Consider the following 20,087-nt stretch of genomic DNA (forward strand, 5'->3'; position numbering starts at 1 on the left):
TGAACGCAAGCACAAACTTTCGTCCATTGTGGCAAACGGGCGAACGGAGAGAAGGTGGGGGGTCCATGGTGCGGCGTCCCGAGGAGCCCGCGTGCAGTTCGTCTTCTTCATGACCCTGCCGGGCCTTGTGGTCCTGCTCACCGTCCTGGCCTTCGTCGACCAGTTCCTGCTGCGGGCCGGCCGGGCCGGGGTGCTGCCCTGGCGCAACGCCGGCCGCCAGGGCCAGGTCTCGGCGACCGGCTTCGAGCAGCTGCACGCGGCCCTGTCCCCCGGCAAGCAGCACGAGCTCAAGGAACGCCAGAGCTCCCTGGTGATGCGCGACGACGAGGAGGACGGCGCCCCGCCCCACTCCACCGTCGACCTGACCTCGGGCAAGGCCGTCATCCGGCTTCCGCAGAGCCCCTAGGAGCTGCCTGGGGGGCAGGTCAGGGTCAGTCTCCTCCCTCAGGATCTGTCGGCAAGGGCTTCCTACGGATACCTTCCCTCCGTGGCGATGTTTCGACTTCAAGGCAGCAAGGTGCTCGCCGTCGACATGACCGGGGACGCCGTGAAGGCGAAGAACGGCTCGATGGTCGCGTACGACGGGCAGATGCACTTCAAGAAGCTCAGCGGGGGTGGTGAGGGGATCCGGGGCATGGTGACCCGGCGGATCACCGGTGAGCAGATGACCGTGATGGAGGTGTCGGGGCACGGCACGTGCTGGTTCGCGGACCGCGCCTCGGAGATCAACCTCGTGAGCCTCCAGGGCGACCGGCTGTTCGTGGAGTCGAGCAACCTGCTCGCGACCGACGCGGGGCTCAGGACCGGCACCAGCTTCACCGGCCTGCGCGGCGCGAGCCAGGGCAACGGCCTGTTCACGACCACCGTCGAGGGCCACGGCCAGGCGGCGATCATGTCGGACGGCCCCGCGGTCGTGCTGCGGGTCAGCCACCAGTACCCTCTGACCGTCGACCCCGGCGCCTACATCGCCCACCAGGGCAACCTCACCCAGTCCTTCCAGTCCGGTGTGACCTTCCGCACCTTCATGGGCGAGGGCGGCGGCGAGGCCTTCCAGATCCGCTTCGAGGGCGACGGCCTGGTCTACGTCCAGCCCAGCGAGCGGAACACGATCGCGGGGGATGTGTGACATGGCCTTCCGTGAGATCAACTCCAAGATGGTCGAGGCGACGGTCCTGCCCGGCCAGCGGCTGTTCAGCCAGCGCGGCGCGATGCTCGCCTACAAGGGCGAGGTGTCCTTCACCCCGAACATCCAGGGCGGCCAGGGCGGCATCACCTCGATGATCGGGCGCCGGGTGGCCAACGAGGACACCCCGCTGATGACCGTCGAGGGCAGCGGCACCGTCCTCTTCGGACACGGCGGCCACCACGTCACGGTCATCAACCTCACCGGCGACACCCTGTACGTCGAGGCGGACCGGCTGCTCGCCTTCGAGGGCACCCTCCAGCAGGGCACCATGTTCATGGGCTCGCAGGGCGGGGTCATGGGCATGGTCCGGGGCCAGGTCACCGGCCAGGGCCTGTTCACCACCACCCTCAAGGGCCACGGCTCGGTCGCGGTGATGGCCCACGGCGGCGTCTTCGAGGTCCCGATCACCCCGCAGCGCCCGGTCCATGTCGACCCGCAGGCCTACGTCGCCCACCACGGCGACGTCCGCAACAAACTCTCGACCGCCCTCGGCTGGCGCGACATGGTGGGCCGGGGCTCCGGCGAGGCCTTCCAGCTGGAGCTCAGCGGCCACGGCGCGGTCTACGTCCAGGCCTCGGAGGAGAAGCTGTGAGCCAGTACCCGGGCGCCGGGCCGACGGTCTTCGACCCCATGACGCTGCCCTCGGACGACAACGTCAACAACTACACCTTCTGCGTGGAGCTCAAGGGGAGCCAGTGGTTCCTGCAGAAGGGGAAGATGATCGCCTACTACGGGCAGATGGATTTCAACGGCATCGGACACGGCCGCCTCGACGGTCTCGTCCGTACGTCCTTCCATTCGCCTTTGCACGCGAGCGACTGGGTCGTGGCACAGGGCTCGGGCAAGATGCTCCTCGCCGACCGGGCCTTCGACGTCAACTCCTACGACCTCGAAGACGGCAACCTGACCATTCGCTCCGGCAACCTGCTCGCTTTTCAGCCAAGTCTCGCGCTCAAGCAGTCGATCGTGCCGAGTTTCCTGACCCTCATCGGAACCGGAAAGTTCGTGGCCGCGTCCAACGGTCCGGTGGTGTTCATGGAGCCCCCGATCCGGGTGGACCCGCAAGCGCTTGTGGGCTGGGCCGACTGTCCCTCGCCCTGCCACCACTACGACCACGGGTACATGACGGGTCTGATGGGCGGTCTACGTGCGATGACGGGCCTCGGCGGGGCCTCCGGCGAGGAGCACCAGTTCGAGTTCGTGGGGGCCGGTACGGTCCTGCTCCAGTCCTCCGAGACCCTGATGGCCGAGCAGGCCACCGGGACGGTCCCGAACGAGCCCGGCGTACCCGGTGGCCATGGGGTTCCCACAGGCCATCCACAGCAGCCGGGGGTACCGCGCCTTCCCGGACAGCTGGGGGACCTCCAGCGTCGCTTCGGGCTGTGAGCGGTAGTCTGCGGAGTGTGACATCGAACGTGTGCGCACTGTCACACCACCCTCATTAGTTCACCTTTCAACCTTTTAGGTAGACTTCATTCATGGAGACCGAGACGGCCACGCGCTGGCTGACCGATGCGGAGCAGTGCGCCTGGCGCACCCATCTGGAGGTCAACAGGCTGCTGACGTATCAGCTCGAGAAGGACCTCCAGCCGTTCGGCCTGACGATGAACGACTACGAGATCCTGGTCAATCTCTCCGAGTCGGAGGGCGTACGGATGCGGATGAGCGACCTCGCGTCCGCCACCCTCCAGTCGAAGAGCCGCCTCTCGCACCAGATCACCCGCATGGAGAACGCGGACCTGGTCCGCCGCGAGAACTGCGAGTCCGACCGCCGGGGGCTGTACGCGGTCCTGACCGAGCACGGCATGGAGACGATGAAGAAGGTCGCGCCCCATCATGTGGCGTCTGTGCGGCGGCACTTCATCGACCTCCAGACCGAGGATTCCCTGACGGAACTGAGCAAGGCACTGAAGCCGGTGGCAGAGCATTTGCGGGGCCACCGGGGCCGCCCGTAGGGCGGCTTTCAGCAGCAGATTCACGCGATCGGCAGGCGGAGCTCGAACAGAGCCCCGCCTGTCGGCGCATCGCGCACAGTCAACGTCCCCCCATGACGCACAGCCACATCCCGAGCGATCGCAAGCCCCAGCCCCGCACCCCCGTCGTCCCGGGCCCGGGCCTCATCGAGCCGCACGAACCGCTCGAACACCCGCTCGCGGTCCTCGACCGGCACCCCACTCCCGTCATCGGCGACTGACACAACTGCCCAGTCCCCGTCCCGCCGCACGGTCACAGCGACAGCCGCCCGCGCATGCCGCTGCCCGTTGTCGAGCAGATTCCCGAGCACCCGCTCCAACTGCCCCCGGGACCCGGCCACTTCCACGGCCGAGGCCTCGACCGTCACCCCGTCCCGCCCCCGGGCACAACGAACGGCCAGCTCCCCGAGGTCGACCAGCTTGTCACCGACCCCCTCCCCCGCGTCCAGCCGGGCCAGCAGCAACAGATCCCCGGCCAGCCGCTGCAACCGCACCGTGTCCTCGACGGCCCCGTCCAGGTCCAGCAACTCAGGATGCGCGACGGCGACCTCCAACTGCGTCCGCAGCGAAGCGATCGGGCTGCGCAGTTCGTGCGAGGCGTCCGCGACGAACCGCCGCTGCCGCTCGACGGACGTCTCCAGCGCGGCCAGCGTCTCGTTGGTGGTGCGGGCGAGACGCGCGACCTCGTCATGGGTGCCGGGGACAGGGACCCGGCGCGCGAGGTCCTCGGACGCGGTGATCGCGGCCATCTCCCTGCGGATCGCCTCGACGGGCCGCAGGGCCCGCCGCGTGACCGTCCAGGTCACCCAGGCGACGACCGCGAGCAGCAGGGGCAGGCCGATCAGCATGACGGTGGCGGCGGTGTGCACCGCGTCCTGCTGGGCCTGGAGCGAGGCACCCGCGTACACGAGGACCGTCTCGTCGCGCTGATCGGTGACCTCGACCTGGGCGAACCGGTAGGCGACGCTCTCCCCGTCCACGGTGGCCCGCCCCTGCCCGTGCCAGGTGACCTCACCGACCTCCCCGGCCTCGGGGAGGTCCTCGTCATCGCCCTGCCGGGCGTCGGGACTCGCCACCGGGGTGACGTCCCGGACGCCGGTCCCGCTGATCGACTCCAGGTCCTCGCTCGCCGCGAGCACCCGCCCGTTCTCGTCGACCACCTGCACGGGGTGGTCGTCGTCCAGGTCCAGTTCCCGGTACGGGACACCCCGCGCGACCTGCGACGCCACGCCCCGGGCGGCACTGTCGGCGGCCGTGTCCGCCTGGCCCGCGAGGTTGCTGCGCAGCGACAGCAGGACGACGGCGCCCGCGGCGACCAGGGCCACGGCCACCACCGCGGTCGCGGCGAGCGTGGCCCGCGCCCGGACCGACCCGAACAGCCGCCTCATCCGCCCGTCTCCAGCCGGTACCCGGCGCCGCGGACCGTCCGGATGAGCCCGGCGTCCAGCTTCCGGCGCAGCGTGCTGACGTACACCTCGACGATGTTGGGGTCGCCGTCGTACGCGAAGTCCCAGACGTGCTCCAGGATCCGCGCCTTGGACACCACCTCGCCGGCCCGCACGGCGAGCTGTTCCAGGACGGCGAACTCCTTGGCGGTCAGGGTGACTTCGGCGCCGTGCAGGAAGACCCGGCGGGCAGCGGTCTCGATGCGCAGACCGCCGAGTTCGAGCACCGGGGAGGCTCCGGCACCCTGGCCGCGGCGGCGCAGGAGCGCCTTCACGCGGGCGACGAGGACGACGTAGGAGAAGGGCTTGGTGAGGTAGTCGTCGGCGCCGGTGTCCAGGCCCTCGGCCTCGTCGTACTCGCCGTCCTTGGCGGTGAGCATCAGGATCGGCACCTCGTGGCCGGCCGCGCGCAGGGCGGCGCAGACCCGGTAGCCGTTGAGGCCGGGCAGCATGATGTCCAGGATCACCAGGTCGTACGACCCCTCGGAGGCCCGGTGCAGCCCCTCCCGGCCGTCGTGGACGACGTCCACGGCGTAGCCCTCGGCGGTGAGGCCCTTGGCGAGGGACACGGCGAGACGCTTTTCGTCCTCCACGATCAGCAGGCGCATGCGTACAGGGTGGCAAAGCGAACCTGAAGACGCCTTCAGGAGGCTTCAGGTCTGCTTCAGCGTCGGTCCGGCAGCGTGGTTGTCGTCGAAAAGCGAACGAAGCCGACCCGCTCGGGAGGAACCCTCATGAAGCGCAACATCGTCATCGCCACCCTCACCGCCGCCGCCCTGGCCACCGGCGGCACGGTCACCGCGTTCGCGGCGGGGAACGACGACGACCGTACGGCGACCTCCACCTCTGCCTCCACCGTCACCGCCGCCGACGCGATCTCCGCCGCCCTGAAGCACACCTCCGGCACCGCCCTCTCCGCCGACCTGGGCGACGACGGCGCCGACGCCTGGGAGGTGACCGTGGTCAAGGGCGACGGCACCGAGTACGACGTCCGGGTCGCGGCGGACTCCGGCAAGGTGCTCGGCGCCTCGCGCGACACCGACGACGGTGACGACCGGGACGGCGACGACCGTGCCGAGTTCGCCGCGGTGAAGGGCGCGAAGACCGACGCCCGTGAGGCGGCTCTCGCGGCCGCGGCGCACGGCACGGTCACCGAGGTGGGCCTCGACGACGACAAGGGCTCCGTGACCGCCTGGTCGGTGGACACCGTGAAGGACGGCAAGCAGGGCGAGTGGACGGTCGACCTCGCCACCGGCAAGGTCACCCAGGACCACGAGGACGGCGACGACGACTGACGCGACCGTCAGACACCGCTGGGCACGGTCTCCGCCACGGCGGCCGTGCCCTTCGCCGTGACCAGGCCCGCCAGGAGTACGGCCGCCCCCGTCACCGCGAAGCACACGCCCACCGGCAGCCGGCCGGCCAGCGCGCCCGCGAGCGCCGTACCGCCCGTACTCCCCGCGTTGACGGCCGTGTTGACCCACGCCCCGGCCCGGGTGCGTGCCTCGGGCGCGACGGAGGCGTCGGCGATGAGGTAGCCGGTGGTGAGCGCCGGGGAGACGAACAGCCCGGCCACCGTCACGGTCAGCGCGAGGCCGATCAGGCCCGGGGCGAACCCCGCGGCGACGAGCGTGAGCCCCAGTCCCGCCGTCGTCAGGGTGACCCGGGTCCGGGGCGGGATCCGCCAGTTCAAGGCGCCGTTGAGCATCCCGCCGACCGCGCTCCCGGCGGACAGCGCGGCCAGCACCCAGGCCACGCTCGCCCCGCCGTACCCATGCCGCTCGGTGAACGCCACGACCAGCAGGTCGAGCACCCCGAGCCCGAGCCCGACCCCCGCGACGGCCGCGACGGGACGCCCGATCCGCGGCAGCACCCGCCGCTCCCCCGTGGCCCGCCGCACCACCCGGCCGGCGGGCGGCGCGTTCCGTACGGCCGGAGACCGCACGAAGACCGCCGTCCCCGTCGCCATCAGCGCCGCCCCCACCACGATCCCCGCCTCCGGTGTCGCGACGGCCACCAGGACGCCGACCAGCAACGGGCCCGAGACGAAGAGCAGTTCCTCGGCCACCCCGTCGAGGCTGTACGCCCGCTGGAGGAGCCCCTGGTCGCCGTCGGCGAGGCGGCTCCACACCGTGCGCATCGTGGGCCCCAGCGGTGGCGCGCAGGCGCCCGCGAGGGCCGTGAGGGCGCCCAGGACGTACGGCGGTGTGCCCGGGTGCCGCAGGGCCGCCGTCAGGACGGCGAGCAGCAGGACGTGGGACAGGAGCAGCGGTACGAGCGCGCGGCGCGGGCCGTGGCGGTCGATCAGGTACGCCCGTGCGGGCGCCAGGAAGACCACGGTGGCCCCGAACAGCGCCATCACGGTCCCGGCCACCGCGTAGGACCCGGTGGCCCGGGTGACGGCGAGCATCACGGACAGCGGGACGACGCCGTAGGAGAGGCGGCCGAGCAGGGCGGCGGCGAAGGTGCGGCGGGCGTGCGGAAGGCGCAGCACGCGTGCGTAGGACGCGGACATGGTGGGTTCCTCGGAGTGAGGCGGAAGAGGGGACACCGAGGGGCCACGGGAGCGGTGTGCTCGACCGTGGCCCGGTGTGCGCCTACGCCAAGGAGGGGAACATGCGCGTCACCCTATCGGGGGTTCGGCCGCGCGCCAGCGCCTTTTCCGAGGGCTCAGCCCCGCGTCAGCCCTTCCACCAGTTCGTCCGCCGCCCGGTACGGGTCCAGTTCGCCGGCGACGATCCGTTCCGCGAGGGTGTCCAGGCGGCGGTCGCCGCTGAGGTCGCCGATGCGTTCACGCAGGGCCGTGACGGCGATCGTCTCGACCTCGCGGGCGGCGCGGGCGCGGCGGCGCTCGGCGAGGACGCCCCGCTCCTCCATCCAGGCCCGGTGCTTCTCCAGGGCCTCGACCACCTCGTCGATGCCCTCGGCGCGCGCGGCGACCGTCTTGACGATCGGCGGCCGCCAGTCGCCGGGGCCGCGGGACTCGCCGAGGCCCAGCATGTGGTTGAGCTCGCGCGCGGTCGCGTCGGCACCGTCGCGGTCGGCCTTGTTGACGACGTACACGTCGCCGATCTCCAGGATTCCGGCCTTCGCCGCCTGGATGCCGTCGCCCATGCCGGGGGCCAGCAGGACGACGGAGGTGTCGGCCTGGGAGGCGATCTCCACCTCCGACTGGCCGACCCCGACGGTCTCGACCAGGACGACGTCGCAGCCCGCGGCGTCCAGGACGCGGATCGCCTGCGGGGCCGCCCAGGCGAGGCCGCCGAGGTGGCCGCGGGTCGCCATGGAGCGGATGTAGACGCCCGGGTCGGAGGCGTGCTCCGACATCCGGACGCGGTCGCCGAGCAGGGCGCCGCCCGAGAACGGCGAGGACGGGTCGACGGCCAGGACGCCGACCCGCCTGCCCTGCTTGCGGTAGGCGGTGACCAGCGCCGAGGTGGACGTCGACTTGCCGACGCCGGGCGAGCCGGTCAGGCCCACCACATAGGCGTTGCCGGTGAGTGGCGCCAGGGCCGCCATGACCTCCCTGAGCTGCGGGGACGCCCCCTCCACCAGGGAGATCAGCCGCGCCACGGCCCGCGGCCGGCCTTCCCTGGCCTGGGCCACCAGGGTGGAGACGTCCTGCATCACAGCTCCGTTCGGATCGGCTGGAAAGAGACTTCAGGCCTTGGGTACCCGCACGATCAGCGCGTCACCCTGGCCGCCGCCCCCGCACAGGGCGGCCGCGCCGACCCCGCCGCCGCGCCGCTTGAGCTCCAGCGCCAGGTGCAGCACCAGACGGGCGCCGGACATGCCGATGGGGTGGCCGAGGGCGATGGCACCGCCGTTCACGTTCACCTTTTCGGTGGACACCCCGAGGTCCTTCATTGACTGGACCGCCACGGCGGCGAAGGCCTCGTTGATCTCGATCAGATCGAGGTCGGAGACCTCCAGGCCCTCCTTCTTGAGGGCGTGCAGGATGGCGTTGGAGGGCTGCGACTGGAGGGAGTTGTCCGGTCCGGCCACATTGCCGTGGGCGCCGATCTCGGCGATCCAGTCCAGGCCCAGCTCCAGCGCCTTGGCCTTGCTCATCACGACCACGGCCGCCGCGCCGTCGGAGATCTGCGAGGCGGAGCCGGCGGTGATGGTGCCGTCCTTGGTGAACGCGGGGCGCAGCTTGCCGAGCGACTCGGCGGTGGTGTCGCCGCGGATGCCCTCGTCCTTGCTGAACAGGACCGGGTCGCCCTTGCGCTGCGGGATCTCCACGGGGGTGATCTCGGCCTCGAACAGGCCGTTCTTCTGGGCGGCCGCGGCGCGCTGGTGGGAGAGGGCGGCGATCTCGTCCTGTTCGGGACGGAGGATGCCGAGCCGCGTGTTGTGCTTCTCCGTCGACTCGCCCATGGCGATGTTCTCGAAGGCGTCGGTCAGACCGTCGTACGCCATCGCGTCGAGCATCTCGATCGCGCCGTACTTGAAGCCCTCGCGGGACTTGGGCAGCAGGTGGGGGGCGTTGGTCATGGACTCCTGGCCGCCCGCCACGATCACGTCGAACTCGCCGGCGCGGATGAGCTGGTCGGCGAGCGCGATCGCGTCGAGGCCCGAGAGACACACCTTGTTGATGGTCAGCGCCGGGACGTTCATCGGGATGCCGGCCTTCACCGCGGCCTGGCGGGCCGGGATCTGGCCCGCGCCGGCCTGCAGGACCTGGCCCATGATGACGTACTGCACCTGGTCGCCACCGATCCCCGCACGGTCGAGGGCGGCCTTGATCGCGAAGCCGCCGAGGTCGGCTCCCGAGAAGGACTTCAGCGAGCCCAGCAGCCGTCCCATGGGCGTACGGGCGCCCGCGACGATCACCGAGGTCGTGCTGTTCGATCCAGACATGAGGTGCGATCCCCTTACCGGCTGCACTGCCGAGGAGTGAACGAGGGTTTACTTCAAAGGTACTGAGTGGCACTCCGTGCCGTCATCGCTCCGTCGGTGTGATCGCGCGCACGTTGCGTAACCGTTTCGCGAGCGCTGCACTGACTACATGCTGACGCGAATCGACCACATCGGGATCGCCTGCTTCGACCTCGACAAGACCGTCGAGTTCTACCGGGCGACGTACGGCTTCGAGGTGTTCCACTCCGAGGTCAACGAGGAGCAGGGCGTGCGCGAGGCCATGCTCAAGATCAACGAGACGTCCGACGGCGGCGCCTCCTACCTGCAGCTTCTCGAACCCACCCGGCCGGACTCGACGGTCGCGAAGTGGCTCGACAAGAACGGCGAGGGCGTCCACCACATCGCTTTCGGTACGGCGGACGTCGACCAGGAGGCCGCGGACATCCGCGACAAGGGCGTACGCGTTCTGTACGAGGAGCCGCGACGCGGCTCCATGGGGTCACGGATCACCTTCCTGCACCCAAAGGATTGCCACGGCGTACTGACAGAACTGGTCACTTCGGCGCCTGTTGAGTCACCTGAGCACTGACCCTCGTACATATGGGCCGGTAGGGTTGGGGGCGGTCGCCCCCGGAAGGGTGGTGGCCCGGTCCTGGCGTCAGAGGTGGCGCCTGCCGTGCAGCGTCTGGCACGCACGCTCGCCGCGTTGCCGAAAGGCCCTAGTAGCGCCGCTACGAGGACCTTTCGGCGCCTTGCGATCGCACGCACCAGACGCCGCACGGCCCGCCTTCGGCGGACGACGCCACCTCTGACGCCAGGACCACCGGGGTCCGGGTTTCGGGGGACGAGCACCGGGCAGCAGCCCATGCTCCGCCGTTGATCTGACACCATTCCCCGGGGGCCCCGTTCGGCGGATGGACAGGGCTCGTTCGGAAAGACTTGCGACCAGGGGACGGATGGGACCGCGCAGTGCGGGGCTACGAACGCCAGGAGCGAGAGCCGGCGGCTGACGTCGACCACCTCTCTCGGTTCGAGGCCGAGATGGATCGGCTGAAGACCGAGCGGGAGAAGGCGATCCAGCACGCCGAGGACCTCGGCTACCAGGTCGAGGTGCTGCGCGCCAAGCTGCACGAGGCGCGCCGCACCCTCATGTCCCGCCCCGACTTCGGCGGCGGCGACATCGGCTACCAGGCCGAACAGATGCTGCGCAACGCCCAGATGCAGGCCGACCAGCTGCGTCAGGACGCCGAGCGCGAGCTGAGCCAGGTCCGCGCCCAGACCCAGCGCATCCTCCAGGAGCACGCCGAACAGGCCGCGCGCCTCCAGGCGGAGCTGCACCAGGAGGCGGTCACCCGCCGCCAGCAGCTCGACCAGGAGCTGGCCGAGCGCCGCCAGACCGTCGAGTCGCACGTCAACGAGAACGTGGCGTGGGCCGAGCAGCTGCGCGCCCGCACCGAGTCGCAGGCCCGCCGGCTCCTGGAGGAGTCCCGCGCGGAGGCCGAGCAGGCCATGGCCGCCGCCCGCGCGGAGGCCGAGCGGCTCACCACCGAGGCCCGCCAGCGGCTCACCGCCGACTCCGAGGCGGCCCGCGCGGAGGCCGAGCAGCTGCTGCGCCGGGCCCGTGCGGACGCCGAACGTCTCATCGAGACCGCCTCCACGCAGGCCCAGGAGGCCACCGACCACGCCGAGCAGCTGCGCACCTCCACGGCCACCGAGTCGGACTCCGCCCGCCGCCAGGCCACCGAGCTGAGCCGGGCCGCCGAACAGCGGATGACGGAGGCCGAGGAGGCGCTGCGCAAGGCGCAGGCCGAGGCCGAGAAGCTGCTGACCGAGGCGAAGACCGAGGCGGAGAAGACCCTCGCCGGCGCCAAATCGGCCAACGACCAGCGGATGCAGACCGCCAAGGAGCAGGTCGCCCGGCTGGTCAACGAGGCCAACGAAGAGGCCGAGGCGACCAAGTCGGCAGCCGAGCAGATCGTCGCCGACGCCCGCGCCGAGGCCGAGCGGATCGTCGAGGAGGCCTCCGAGAAGGCCCGCACGATCACCGCCGAGGAGAGCGCGACCCAGCTCTCCAAGGCCGCCAAGACCGCCGAGGACGTCCTCAACAAGGCGGCCGAGGAAGCCCGTAACACCACGAAGTCCGCCGCCGAGGAGGCCGAGCGGATCCGCACCGAGGCCGAGGCCGAGGCGGACCGGCTGCGCGCCGAGGCGCACGACATCGCCGAGCAGCTCAAGGGCTCCGCGAAGGACGACACCAAGGAGTACCGCGCCAAGACGGTCGAGCTCCAGGAGGAGGCCCGGCGGCTGCGCGGCGAGGCCGAGCAGCTGCGCGCCGACGCGGTCGCCGAGGGCGAGAAGATCCGCGCGGAGGCCCGCAAGGAGGCCGTCCAGCAGATCGAGGAGGCCGCCCGGACCGCCGAGGAGGTCCTCTCCAAGGCCAAGGCGGACGCCGACGAGCTGCGCCAGAGCGCGACCGCCGACAGCGAGAAGGTCCGCACCGAGGCCATCGAGCGCGCCACCACGCTGCGCCGGCAGGCCGAGGAGACCCTGGAGCGCACCCGCAAGGAGGCCGAGCGGCACCGCGCGGAGATCGTCGAGCAGTCCGAGGGCATCAAGAACGACGCCGAGCAGGCCGCGCGCGAGCTGCGCGAGGAGACCGAGCGGGGCATAGAGGCCCGGCGCGCCGAGGCGGCCGACGAGCTGACCCGGCTGCACACCGAGGCCGAGGAGCGCCTCGCCGCCGCCGAGCAGGCGCTCACCGAGGCCCGCGAGGAGGCCGCGCGGATCCGCCGCGAGGCCGGCGAGGAGAGCGAGCGGCTGCGTTCGGAGGCCGCCGAGCGGATCCGCACCCTGCAGCAGCAGGCCGAGGCGGAGGCCGAGCGGCTGCGCGACGAGGCCGCGTCCGACGCGTCCGCCTCCCGCGCGGAGGGCGAGGCCGTCGCCGTACGGCTGCGCAGCGAGGCCGCCGCGGAGGCGGAGCGGCTCAAGTCCGAGGCGCAGGACACCGCGGACCGGGTCCGGGCGGAGGCGCAGGCCGCCGCCGAGCGGCTCGCGACCGAGGCGTCCGAGACGCTGGCCGCCGCCCAGGAGGAGGCGGGCCGGCGGCTGCGCGAGGCCGAGGAGTACCTCGGCTCCGCCCGCCAGGAGGCCGACCAGGAGCGCGAGCGGGCCCGCGAGCAGAGCGAGGAGCTCCTCGCCTCCGCCCGCAACCGCGTCGAGGAGGCCCAGGCCGAGGCCGTACGGCTGGTCGAGGAGGCGGACCGGCGGGCCACCGAGATGGTCTCCGCCGCCGAGCAGCACGCCCAGCAGGTCCGCGACTCCGTCGCCGGGCTGCACGAGCAGGCGCAGGAGGAGATCACCGGGCTGCGCAGCGCCGCCGAGCACGCGGCCGACCGCACCCGGCGCGAGGCCCAGGAGGAGGCCGACCGGGTCCGCGCGGACGCCTACTCCGAGCGGGAGCGGGCGAGCGACGACGCGAGCCGGATCCGGCGCGAGGCGGCCGAGGAGACGGACGCCGCCAAGGCGCTCGCCGAGCGCACCGTCTCGGACGCGATCGCGGAGGCCGAGCGGCTGCGCTCGGAGTCCGCCGAGCACGCCCAGCGGGTGCGCACCGAGGCCTCGGACACCATCGCCCAGGCCGACCAGGACGCCTCCCGCGCCCGGGCGGACGCCCGTGAGGACGCCAACCGCATCCGCTCGGACGCGGCGACCCAGGCCGACACCCTCATCACCGAGGCGCGCGCCGAGGCGGAGCGGCTCACCGAGGAGACCATCACCGACACCGACCGGCTGCGCACGGAGACGGTCGCCGAGGCGGAGCGGGTGCGCGCCGAGTCGGTGGCCCAGGCCGAGCGGCTGATCGGGGAGGCCTCCGGGGACGCGGAGCGGCTGCGTGCCGAGGCCGCCGAGACGGTGGGCCAGGCCCAGCAGCACGCGGAGCGGATCCGCAGCGAGTCCGAGCGGGTCAGGGCGAAGGCCGCGGCCGACGCCGAGGAGCTGGTCAACTCCGCGCGAGAGGAGGCCGAGCGCACCCTCGACGAGGTCCGCAAGGACGCGGCCAAGCGCCGCCAGGACGTGGCCGAGCAGGTCGACACGCTCATCACCGAGACCACCGCCGAGGCGGACAAGCTGCTCACCGAGGCGCAGCAGCAGGCACAGAAGACCACCGCGGACGCGGAGGCGCAGGCCGACACCATGGTGGGCGCGGCCCGCAAGGAGGCCGACCGGCTGGTCTCCGAGGCGACGGTCGAGGGCAACTCCATGGTGGAGAAGGCCCGTACGGACGCGGACGAGCTGCTCGTCGGCGCCCGCCGGGACGCGACCGCCATAAGGGAGCGCGCCGAGGAGCTGCGCGACCGGATCACCAGCGAGATCGAGGCGCTGCACGAACGGGCCCGCCGTGAGGCCGCCGAGACGATGAAGTCGACCGGCGACCGCTGCGACGCGCTCATCAAGGCCGCCGAGGAGCAGCTCGCCAAGGCGCAGGCGAAGGCGAAGGAGCTGGTGTCGGAGGCCAACTCCGAGGCCGGCAAGGTGCGGATCGCCGCCGTCAAGAAGGCCGAGGGTCTCCTGAAGGAGGCCGAGCAGAAGAAGTCGATGCTCGTGCGGGAGGCCGAGGAGCTCAAGGCCGAGGCGATCCGCGAGGCACGGCGCACGGTCGAGGAGGGCAAGCGCGAGCTGGAGGTCCTCGTCCGGCGCCGTGAGGACATCAATGCGGAGATCTCCCGTGTCCAGGACGTCCTGGAGGCGTTGGAGTCTTTCGAGGCCCCTTCGGCGGGCAAGGACGGTGGCGTCAAGGCGGGCGCGACGGTCGGCGCCCCTCGTTCGGGTAAGCCGTCGGACAGCTGACTGACAGGCTGGATCCGGTGTCTTCTGGGGCCTTTGACCAAGTTTTTGGCAAGCCGTCCAGGGGTCAGCCACTCAAAAGGGGTGTCATTCTCCAGATCAAACACGTATCCGCTCGATGACACACCGCTTCGGCCCCTAGGATTCCCCCTATCACCTCACCGGTCTCATTTGACAGGAACCCCATGAGCGACACTTCCCCCTACGGCTTCGAGCTTGTGCGGCGTGGGTACGACCGCGCTCAGGTGGACGAACGGATCTCCAAGCTCGTCTCCGACCGTGACAGCGCTCTCTCCCGCATCACCGCCCTGGAAAAGCGCATCGAGGAGCTCCACCTCGAGACGCAGAACGCCCAGGCCCAGGTAAGCGACGCCGAGCCGTCGTACGCCGGCCTCGGCGCGCGTGTCGAGAAGATCCTCCGCCTCGCCGAGGAGGAGGCCAAGGATCTGCGCGAGGAGGCCCGTCGCGCCGCCGAGCAGCACCGCGAGCTCGCCGAGTCCGCGGCCCAGCAGGTCCGCAACGACGCAGAATCGTTCGCTGCGGAGCGCAAGGCCAAGGCCGAGGACGAGGGCGTCCGGATCGTCGAGAAGGCGAAGGGCGACGCCTCCCAGCTGCGTTCCGAGGCCCAGAAGGACGCGCAGTCCAAGCGCGAGGAGGCGGACGCCCTCTTCGAGGAGACCCGTGCGAAGGCCGCGCAGGCCGCCGCCGACTTCGAGACGAACCTCGCCAAGCGCCGGGAGCAGTCCGAGCGCGACCTGGCGTCCCGTCAGCAGAAGGCGGAGAAGCGCCTCGCGGAGATCGAGCACCGCGCGGAGCAGCTGCGCCTGGAGGCCGAGAAGCTGCGTACCGACGCCGACCGCCGCGCCCGCCAGACGGTGGAGACCGCGCAGCGCCAGGCCGAGGACATCGTGGCCGACGCCAACGCCAAGGCGGACCGCATCCGTTCGGAGTCCGAGCGGGAGCTGGCGGCTCTGACGAACCGTCGCGACTCGATCAATGCCCAGCTGACGAACGTCCGCGAGATGCTCGCCACGCTCACGGGTGCCGCGGTGGCCGCCGCCGGTTCCCCGGTCGAGGACGAGCCGATCTCCCGTGGGGTTCCGGCCCAGCAGTCCCGGTAACACCGCCTGACGGCACCACGAAGGCCCGTACCGTCTCCCCCGGAGGTGCGGGCCTTCGTCGCGCCCGGGGCGCGGGAGGGGCCCGCGGGGCGGCTTTCTCGTTTCTTGCCGTGTTCGTCGGTCTCCGTTTGCCCATACGAGTGGCATCCGCCGAGGCCCGCACCTAGCGTGGTCGGCATGATCGAGCTGACGGGACTGACGAAGCGCTACGGCGAGAAGGTGGCGGTCAACAACCTCACCTTCACCGTCAGACCGGGCATCGTCACCGGCTTCCTCGGCCCCAACGGCGCCGGCAAGTCGACCACCATGCGCATGATGCTGGGCCTGGACCGGCCCACCGCCGGCGACGTCCGCATCGACGGCAAGCACTACGACCAGCTCAAGGACCCGCTGACGTACATCGGCGCCCTGCTGGACGCCAAGGCGATGCACGGCGGCCGCAGCGCCTTCAACCACCTGCTGTGCCTGGCGCAGAGCAACGGCATCCCGCGCAGGCGGGTCCACGAGGTGCTGGACACCGTGGGCCTGACCGCCGTGGCGAAGAAGAAGGCCAAGGGCTTCTCGCTCGGCATGGGGCAGCGGCTCGGGATCGCGGGCGCGCTGCTCGGCGACCCACGGATCCTGATGTTCGACGAGCCGGTCAACGGCCTCGACCCCGAGGGCATCCACTGGATCCGCAATCTGATGAAGTCCCTTGCCGCGCAGGGCCGTACGGTCTTCGTCTCCTCGCACCTCATGAGCGAGATGGCGCTCACCGCCGACCACCTCGTGGTCATCGGACAGGGGCGGCTGCTCGCCGACACCTCCATGGCCGACTTCATCGCGCAGAACTCCCGTTCCTACGTGCGGATCCGCACCCCGCAGCGCGAGCGGCTGCTCGACGTCCTGCACGGCGCCGGGGTCACCGTCGTGGAGAGCGGCAACGGCACGCTGGAGGTCGACGGCGGCAAGTCCGAGCAGATCGGCGAGCTGGCCGCGCAGCACCAGATCGTGCTGCACGAGCTGAGCCCCCAACAGGCCTCCCTGGAGGAGGCGTTCATGCAGCTGACCGCCGAGTCGGTCGAGTACCACGCGCACAGCGACACGCCGCCCGAGCAGCAACAGGCCTGGGGCGACGCCTGGAAGGGGAAGTGACCATGGCGGCGACCCAGGTCATCCGCTCCGAGTGGACCAAGATCCGGTCGGTGGCGTCCACGGTGTGGACGCTCTCCCTCGCCGTGGTCGTCACCATCGGGCTCGGCATCCTGATCTCGGCCCTGTCGAAGAACGAGTTCGACTCCATGAGCCGCAAGGACCAGCTCTCCTTCGACCCGACCTTCATCAGCTTCGCCGGAATGAGCCTCGGCCAGCTGGCGATGATCGTGTTCGGGGTGCTGGTCGTCTCGAACGAGTACAGCACCGGCATGATCCGCACCTCGCTGGCCGCCGTGCCGCAGCGCGCCACCTTCCTGTTCAGCAAGATCGCGGTGGCCACCGGGCTCTGCCTCGTCGTCGGCCTGGTCACCAGCTTCGTCACCTTCTTCGTCGGACAGGCGATGCTCGGCTCGCACCGGGCGGAGATCGGTGACACCGGAGTGCTGCGCGCGGTCATCGGCGGCGGCCTCTACATGACCCTCATCGCGATGTTCTCCATGGGCGTGGCCGCGATGCTGCGCTCGCCGATGCTGTCGCTGGGCATCCTGATGCCGTTCTTCTTCCTGATCTCCAACATCCTCGGCAACGTCTCGGCGACGAAGAAGATCGGCCGGTTCCTGCCGGACCAGGCGGGCAGCAAGATCATGCAGGTGGTCACGCCGATCGACGACGACACTCCCTACGGTCCCTGGGGCGGGCTCGGGATCATGGCGCTGTGGGTGGTGGCCGCCCTGATCGGGGCGTATGTCCTGTTGAAGAAGCGGGACGCGTGACGCGGGAAGCCTTTGCTTTCATTTGAGCGGAACCGTCAGCGCCCCGATAAGCTCCTAACCCTTACGGGGGGCGTGTGCCCCGCTGTCCTGAACCTTGCGATGGGTGCGGAGCATGATCGAGGCAGTCGGCCTGACCAAGCGCTACGGCGACAAGACCGCTGTGTACAACCTTTCCTTCCAGGTACGTCCCGGTTCGGTGACCGGCTTCCTGGGCCCCAACGGCTCGGGCAAGTCCACGACCATGCGGATGATCCTGGGCCTGGACAACCCCTCGGCGGGTCAGGTCACGATCGGCGGCTACCCGTACCGCAGGCTGCCCAACGCGGCCCGGCAGGTCGGCGCGCTGCTCGACGCGAAGGCCGTGCACGGCGGACGGGCGGCCCGTAACCACCTGCTGTGCCTGGCCCAGCTCTCCGGGATCCCGGCCCGCCGGGTCGACGAGGTGCTGGGTGTGGTCGGCCTCCAGGACGTGGCCAGGAAGCGCTCCAAGGGCTTCTCGCTCGGCATGGGACAGCGGCTCGGCATCGCCGCCGCGCTCCTCGGCGACCCGCAGGTGCTGCTCTTCGACGAGCCGGTCAACGGGCTCGACCCCGAGGGCATCCTGTGGGTGCGCAACCTCATGAAGGCGCTGGCCGCCGAGGGCCGTACGGTCTTCGTCTCCTCCCACCTGATGAGCGAGATGGCGCTCACCGCGGACCATCTGATCGTCATCGGGCGCGGGCAGTTGCTGGCCGACATGAGCGTGCAGGACTTCATCGCCGCGAACTCCGCGGGGTTCGCGCGGGTGCGGACGCCGGACACCGAGCCGCAGCTGCGGGAGAAGCTGGCGGCCGCGCTCACCGAGGCCGGCGGGCATGTACTGCCGGAGCAGGACGGGGCGCTGCGGGTGACGGGGCTGGTCCTCCCCCGCATCAGCGATCTCGCGCACGAGGCGGACGTACGCCTGTGGGAGCTGTCGCCGCACCAGGCCTCGCTGGAGGAGGCGTACATGCGGATGACGCAGGGCGCGGTCGACTACCGCTCCACGATCGACCAGAAGGAGGGCCTGATGCAGCCCCTCCCTCCGGGGGCTCAGCCACCCATGCCGGTACCGGGCCAGGGCCAGCCGGGCTGGTACGCACCTCCGCCACCGCAGGGCGGCCCGCCCCACATGGGGCAGCCGGGAGGCCCGGGACCACAGGGTCAGCCGGGCGCGCCGATGTTCCAGGGGCAGCCGGGTGGTCCGGGGGCACAGGGACAGGCTGGTGGTTCGGTGGCGCAGGGACAGGCTGGTGGTTCGGTGGCGCAGGGACAGGCTTCCGCGCCGATGCTCCAGGGGCAGCCGGGTGCTCCGGTGGTGCAGGGGCAGCCCGGTGGTCCGGTTGTGCCCGGACAGCCGTACCAGCCGCCCACGGGCCCGTACGGCGGCCCCGGCGCCGCCGCCCCCAACCCGTACGCCCAGCCGGGCCCCGCGGCCCCGCAGACGCCCGCTCCGTCGGCCCAGCCGCCCGCTCCGGCAGCCCCGCAGGGACAGGCACCGGCCGGGAGGCAGGCACCCGTCGAGGGCCAGGCGCTCACCGCCGCCTCCGCCCCGCAAGGCCAGGGTCCCGCACCCGCCGTCGCCCCGCAGACCCCCGCACCGGCCTCCGCACTGCAGGGCCCCGCGCCCACCCCCGTTCCCGCCCCGCAGGGACAGGCGTCCGCGGGGACCCACAGTTCCCCGCCCCCGCCGCCGGCCGCTTCCGCTCCGCGGGACTCCGCCGCCCAGCCCGTCGCGCCTGCCCCGCAGGGGGTCGCGCCCAAGACCGAGGACGCCCGATGAGCAGCCCCCAGCCCCCCGCGCCGCAGGCCGTCGCGCCGCAGGCCGTCGCGCCGCAGGCCGTCGCGCCGCAGGCCGTCGCGCCGCAGGCCGCCGCTCCGCACTGGCAGGCGGCCGGTGGGGGCGCGTACCCCGGGTACACCTCGCCGATCCCCGTCGTGCGGACGCATCTCGGGCACGCGATCGCCTCGGAGTGGACGAAGATCCGGTCCGTGCGCTCCACGATCTGGACGCTGGGCGTGTTCGTGCTGCTCGTCGTCGGGATCGGCCTGGCGGTCGCCGCGCTCATCGCCGCCAACGCCTCCCCCGAGAGCATGCGCGACCAGAACCCGCTGTCCTTCGGCTTCTTCGGACTGCTGCTCGGCAGCATGTGCGTCATGACGCTCGGCGTCCTGACCACCGCCTCGGAGTACGGCACCGGCATGATCCGCACCACGACGGTCGCCTGCCCCTCCCGCGCCCGGATCCTCGCGGCGAAGGCGATCGTGTTCTCCTCCGTCGCCTTCGTGGTCACCTTCGTCTCGGTCCTCGTCGTCGCCTTCGCGGACGTGGCCCTGCTGGACGGCGCCCGCACCCCCTCCGGCCAGGAGTGGCTGAAGGGCACCGTCGGCATCTCGCTCTACATCGCCCTGCTCGGCCTGCTGTCGCTGCTCGTCGGCTCGGTGATCCGGCACTCCGCGGGCGCGATCACCCTCATGATCGGCCTGGTGCTGGCCCCGCTCGTCATCGCGCTGTTCATGGTCGCGGAGTCCCTCCAGGGCCTGCGCGAGGCGCTGTTCGAGTACTCCATCCCGAACCAGCTCAGCGTCTTCTACTCCAACTCCCTCACCGAGAGCGGCCCTTCGGGCTGGGACCCGCTGTGGATCGCGCTCGGCGTGACGGCCGCCGCGTTCGCCGGGGCGTGGGCGCTGCTGGAGAACCGGGACGTGTGACCCGCTCTCCGGAAACC

18 protein-coding genes are annotated in these 20,087 nt (G+C 71.5%); 13 read left to right on the forward strand and 5 right to left on the reverse strand.

The window, feature by feature from the left end; all coding sequences use genetic code 11:
- Positions 1-91 precede the first annotated feature (91 nt).
- The 5 genes from ABZ896_RS18265 (at position 92) to ABZ896_RS18285 (ending at position 3,141) form a co-directional block, all read left to right on the forward strand.
- Positions 92-406, forward strand: coding sequence for a DUF6191 domain-containing protein (locus ABZ896_RS18265; RefSeq protein WP_360929409.1), 315 nt, complete (start codon positions 92-94; stop codon positions 404-406).
- Positions 407-493: 87 nt separating this feature from the next.
- Positions 494-1,126, forward strand: a complete 633-nt coding sequence (locus ABZ896_RS18270) for an AIM24 family protein (RefSeq protein WP_360929538.1) — start codon at positions 494-496, stop codon at positions 1,124-1,126.
- 1 nt (position 1,127) lies between these two features.
- Positions 1,128-1,778, forward strand: coding sequence for an AIM24 family protein (locus ABZ896_RS18275; RefSeq protein ID WP_360929412.1), 651 nt, complete (start codon positions 1,128-1,130; stop codon positions 1,776-1,778).
- Complete coding sequence (locus ABZ896_RS18280; protein WP_360929415.1) at positions 1,775-2,572, forward strand: AIM24 family protein; 798 nt, start codon at positions 1,775-1,777, stop codon at positions 2,570-2,572. The genes ABZ896_RS18275 and ABZ896_RS18280 overlap by 4 nt, the downstream gene beginning before the upstream one ends.
- A gap of 92 nt (positions 2,573-2,664) precedes the next feature.
- Entirely contained in the window at positions 2,665-3,141 is a 477-nt protein-coding gene (locus ABZ896_RS18285; RefSeq protein ID WP_360929418.1) for a MarR family transcriptional regulator, read from the forward strand.
- Between the two features lie 20 nt (positions 3,142-3,161).
- On the opposite strand, the gene ABZ896_RS18290 is transcribed toward ABZ896_RS18285, so the two are convergent.
- Positions 3,162-4,547 (reverse strand): HAMP domain-containing sensor histidine kinase, encoded by a 1,386-nt coding sequence (locus ABZ896_RS18290; RefSeq protein ID WP_360929421.1) that lies wholly within the window; start codon positions 4,545-4,547, stop codon positions 3,162-3,164.
- Positions 4,544-5,212, reverse strand: a complete 669-nt coding sequence (locus ABZ896_RS18295) for a response regulator transcription factor (protein ID WP_360929424.1) — start codon at positions 5,210-5,212, stop codon at positions 4,544-4,546. The genes ABZ896_RS18290 and ABZ896_RS18295 overlap by 4 nt, the downstream gene beginning before the upstream one ends.
- Before the next feature lie 126 nt (positions 5,213-5,338).
- Between ABZ896_RS18295 and ABZ896_RS18300 the strand changes: the two genes are divergently transcribed.
- Entirely contained in the window at positions 5,339-5,899 is a 561-nt protein-coding gene (locus tag ABZ896_RS18300) for a PepSY domain-containing protein (protein ID WP_360929427.1), read from the forward strand.
- An 8-nt stretch (positions 5,900-5,907) separates the two neighbouring features.
- On the opposite strand, the gene ABZ896_RS18305 is transcribed toward ABZ896_RS18300, so the two are convergent.
- The 3 genes from ABZ896_RS18305 to ABZ896_RS18315 form a co-directional block, all read right to left on the reverse strand.
- A complete protein-coding gene (locus ABZ896_RS18305) occupies positions 5,908-7,119 on the reverse strand; it encodes an MFS transporter (protein WP_360929430.1) in 1,212 nt (403 codons plus the stop codon).
- Positions 7,120-7,274: 155 nt separating this feature from the next.
- Positions 7,275-8,231, reverse strand: coding sequence for a methylmalonyl Co-A mutase-associated GTPase MeaB (gene meaB / locus ABZ896_RS18310; protein WP_360929433.1), 957 nt, complete (start codon positions 8,229-8,231; stop codon positions 7,275-7,277).
- Between the two features lie 33 nt (positions 8,232-8,264).
- Complete coding sequence (locus ABZ896_RS18315; protein ID WP_360929436.1) at positions 8,265-9,467, reverse strand: acetyl-CoA C-acetyltransferase; 1,203 nt, start codon at positions 9,465-9,467, stop codon at positions 8,265-8,267.
- 148 nt (positions 9,468-9,615) lie between these two features.
- On the opposite strand from ABZ896_RS18315, the gene mce reads away from it, so the two are divergent.
- The 7 genes from mce (at position 9,616) to ABZ896_RS18350 (ending at position 20,070) form a co-directional block, all read left to right on the forward strand.
- Positions 9,616-10,056 carry a methylmalonyl-CoA epimerase gene (mce, locus tag ABZ896_RS18320; RefSeq protein WP_360929439.1) on the forward strand — a complete coding sequence of 147 codons (441 nt, stop codon included), beginning with the start codon at positions 9,616-9,618 and terminating at the stop codon, positions 10,054-10,056.
- Between the two features lie 380 nt (positions 10,057-10,436).
- The gene (gene scy, locus ABZ896_RS18325; protein WP_360929442.1) at positions 10,437-14,315 is read left to right on the forward strand and encodes a polarized growth protein Scy; all 3,879 of its coding nucleotides are present in this window, start codon (positions 10,437-10,439) and stop codon (positions 14,313-14,315) included.
- A 182-nt stretch (positions 14,316-14,497) separates the two neighbouring features.
- Complete coding sequence (locus ABZ896_RS18330; protein ID WP_360929444.1) at positions 14,498-15,433, forward strand: cellulose-binding protein; 936 nt, start codon at positions 14,498-14,500, stop codon at positions 15,431-15,433.
- A 177-nt stretch (positions 15,434-15,610) separates the two neighbouring features.
- Complete coding sequence (locus tag ABZ896_RS18335) at positions 15,611-16,567, forward strand: ABC transporter ATP-binding protein (RefSeq protein ID WP_360929447.1); 957 nt, start codon at positions 15,611-15,613, stop codon at positions 16,565-16,567.
- Positions 16,568-16,569: 2 nt separating this feature from the next.
- Complete coding sequence (locus tag ABZ896_RS18340) at positions 16,570-17,340, forward strand: ABC transporter permease (protein WP_360929450.1); 771 nt, start codon at positions 16,570-16,572, stop codon at positions 17,338-17,340.
- A 112-nt stretch (positions 17,341-17,452) separates the two neighbouring features.
- Positions 17,453-19,141 carry an ATP-binding cassette domain-containing protein gene (locus tag ABZ896_RS18345; RefSeq protein WP_360929453.1) on the forward strand — a complete coding sequence of 563 codons (1,689 nt, stop codon included), beginning with the start codon at positions 17,453-17,455 and terminating at the stop codon, positions 19,139-19,141.
- Entirely contained in the window at positions 19,138-20,070 is a 933-nt protein-coding gene (locus ABZ896_RS18350) for an ABC transporter permease (protein WP_360929455.1), read from the forward strand. Before ABZ896_RS18345 ends, ABZ896_RS18350 begins: the two co-directional genes overlap by 4 nt.
- Positions 20,071-20,087: the final 17 nt, after the last annotated feature.

The organism is Streptomyces sp. NPDC047072, assembly GCF_040643855.1.
Taxonomy (GTDB): domain Bacteria; phylum Actinomycetota; class Actinomycetes; order Streptomycetales; family Streptomycetaceae; genus Streptomyces.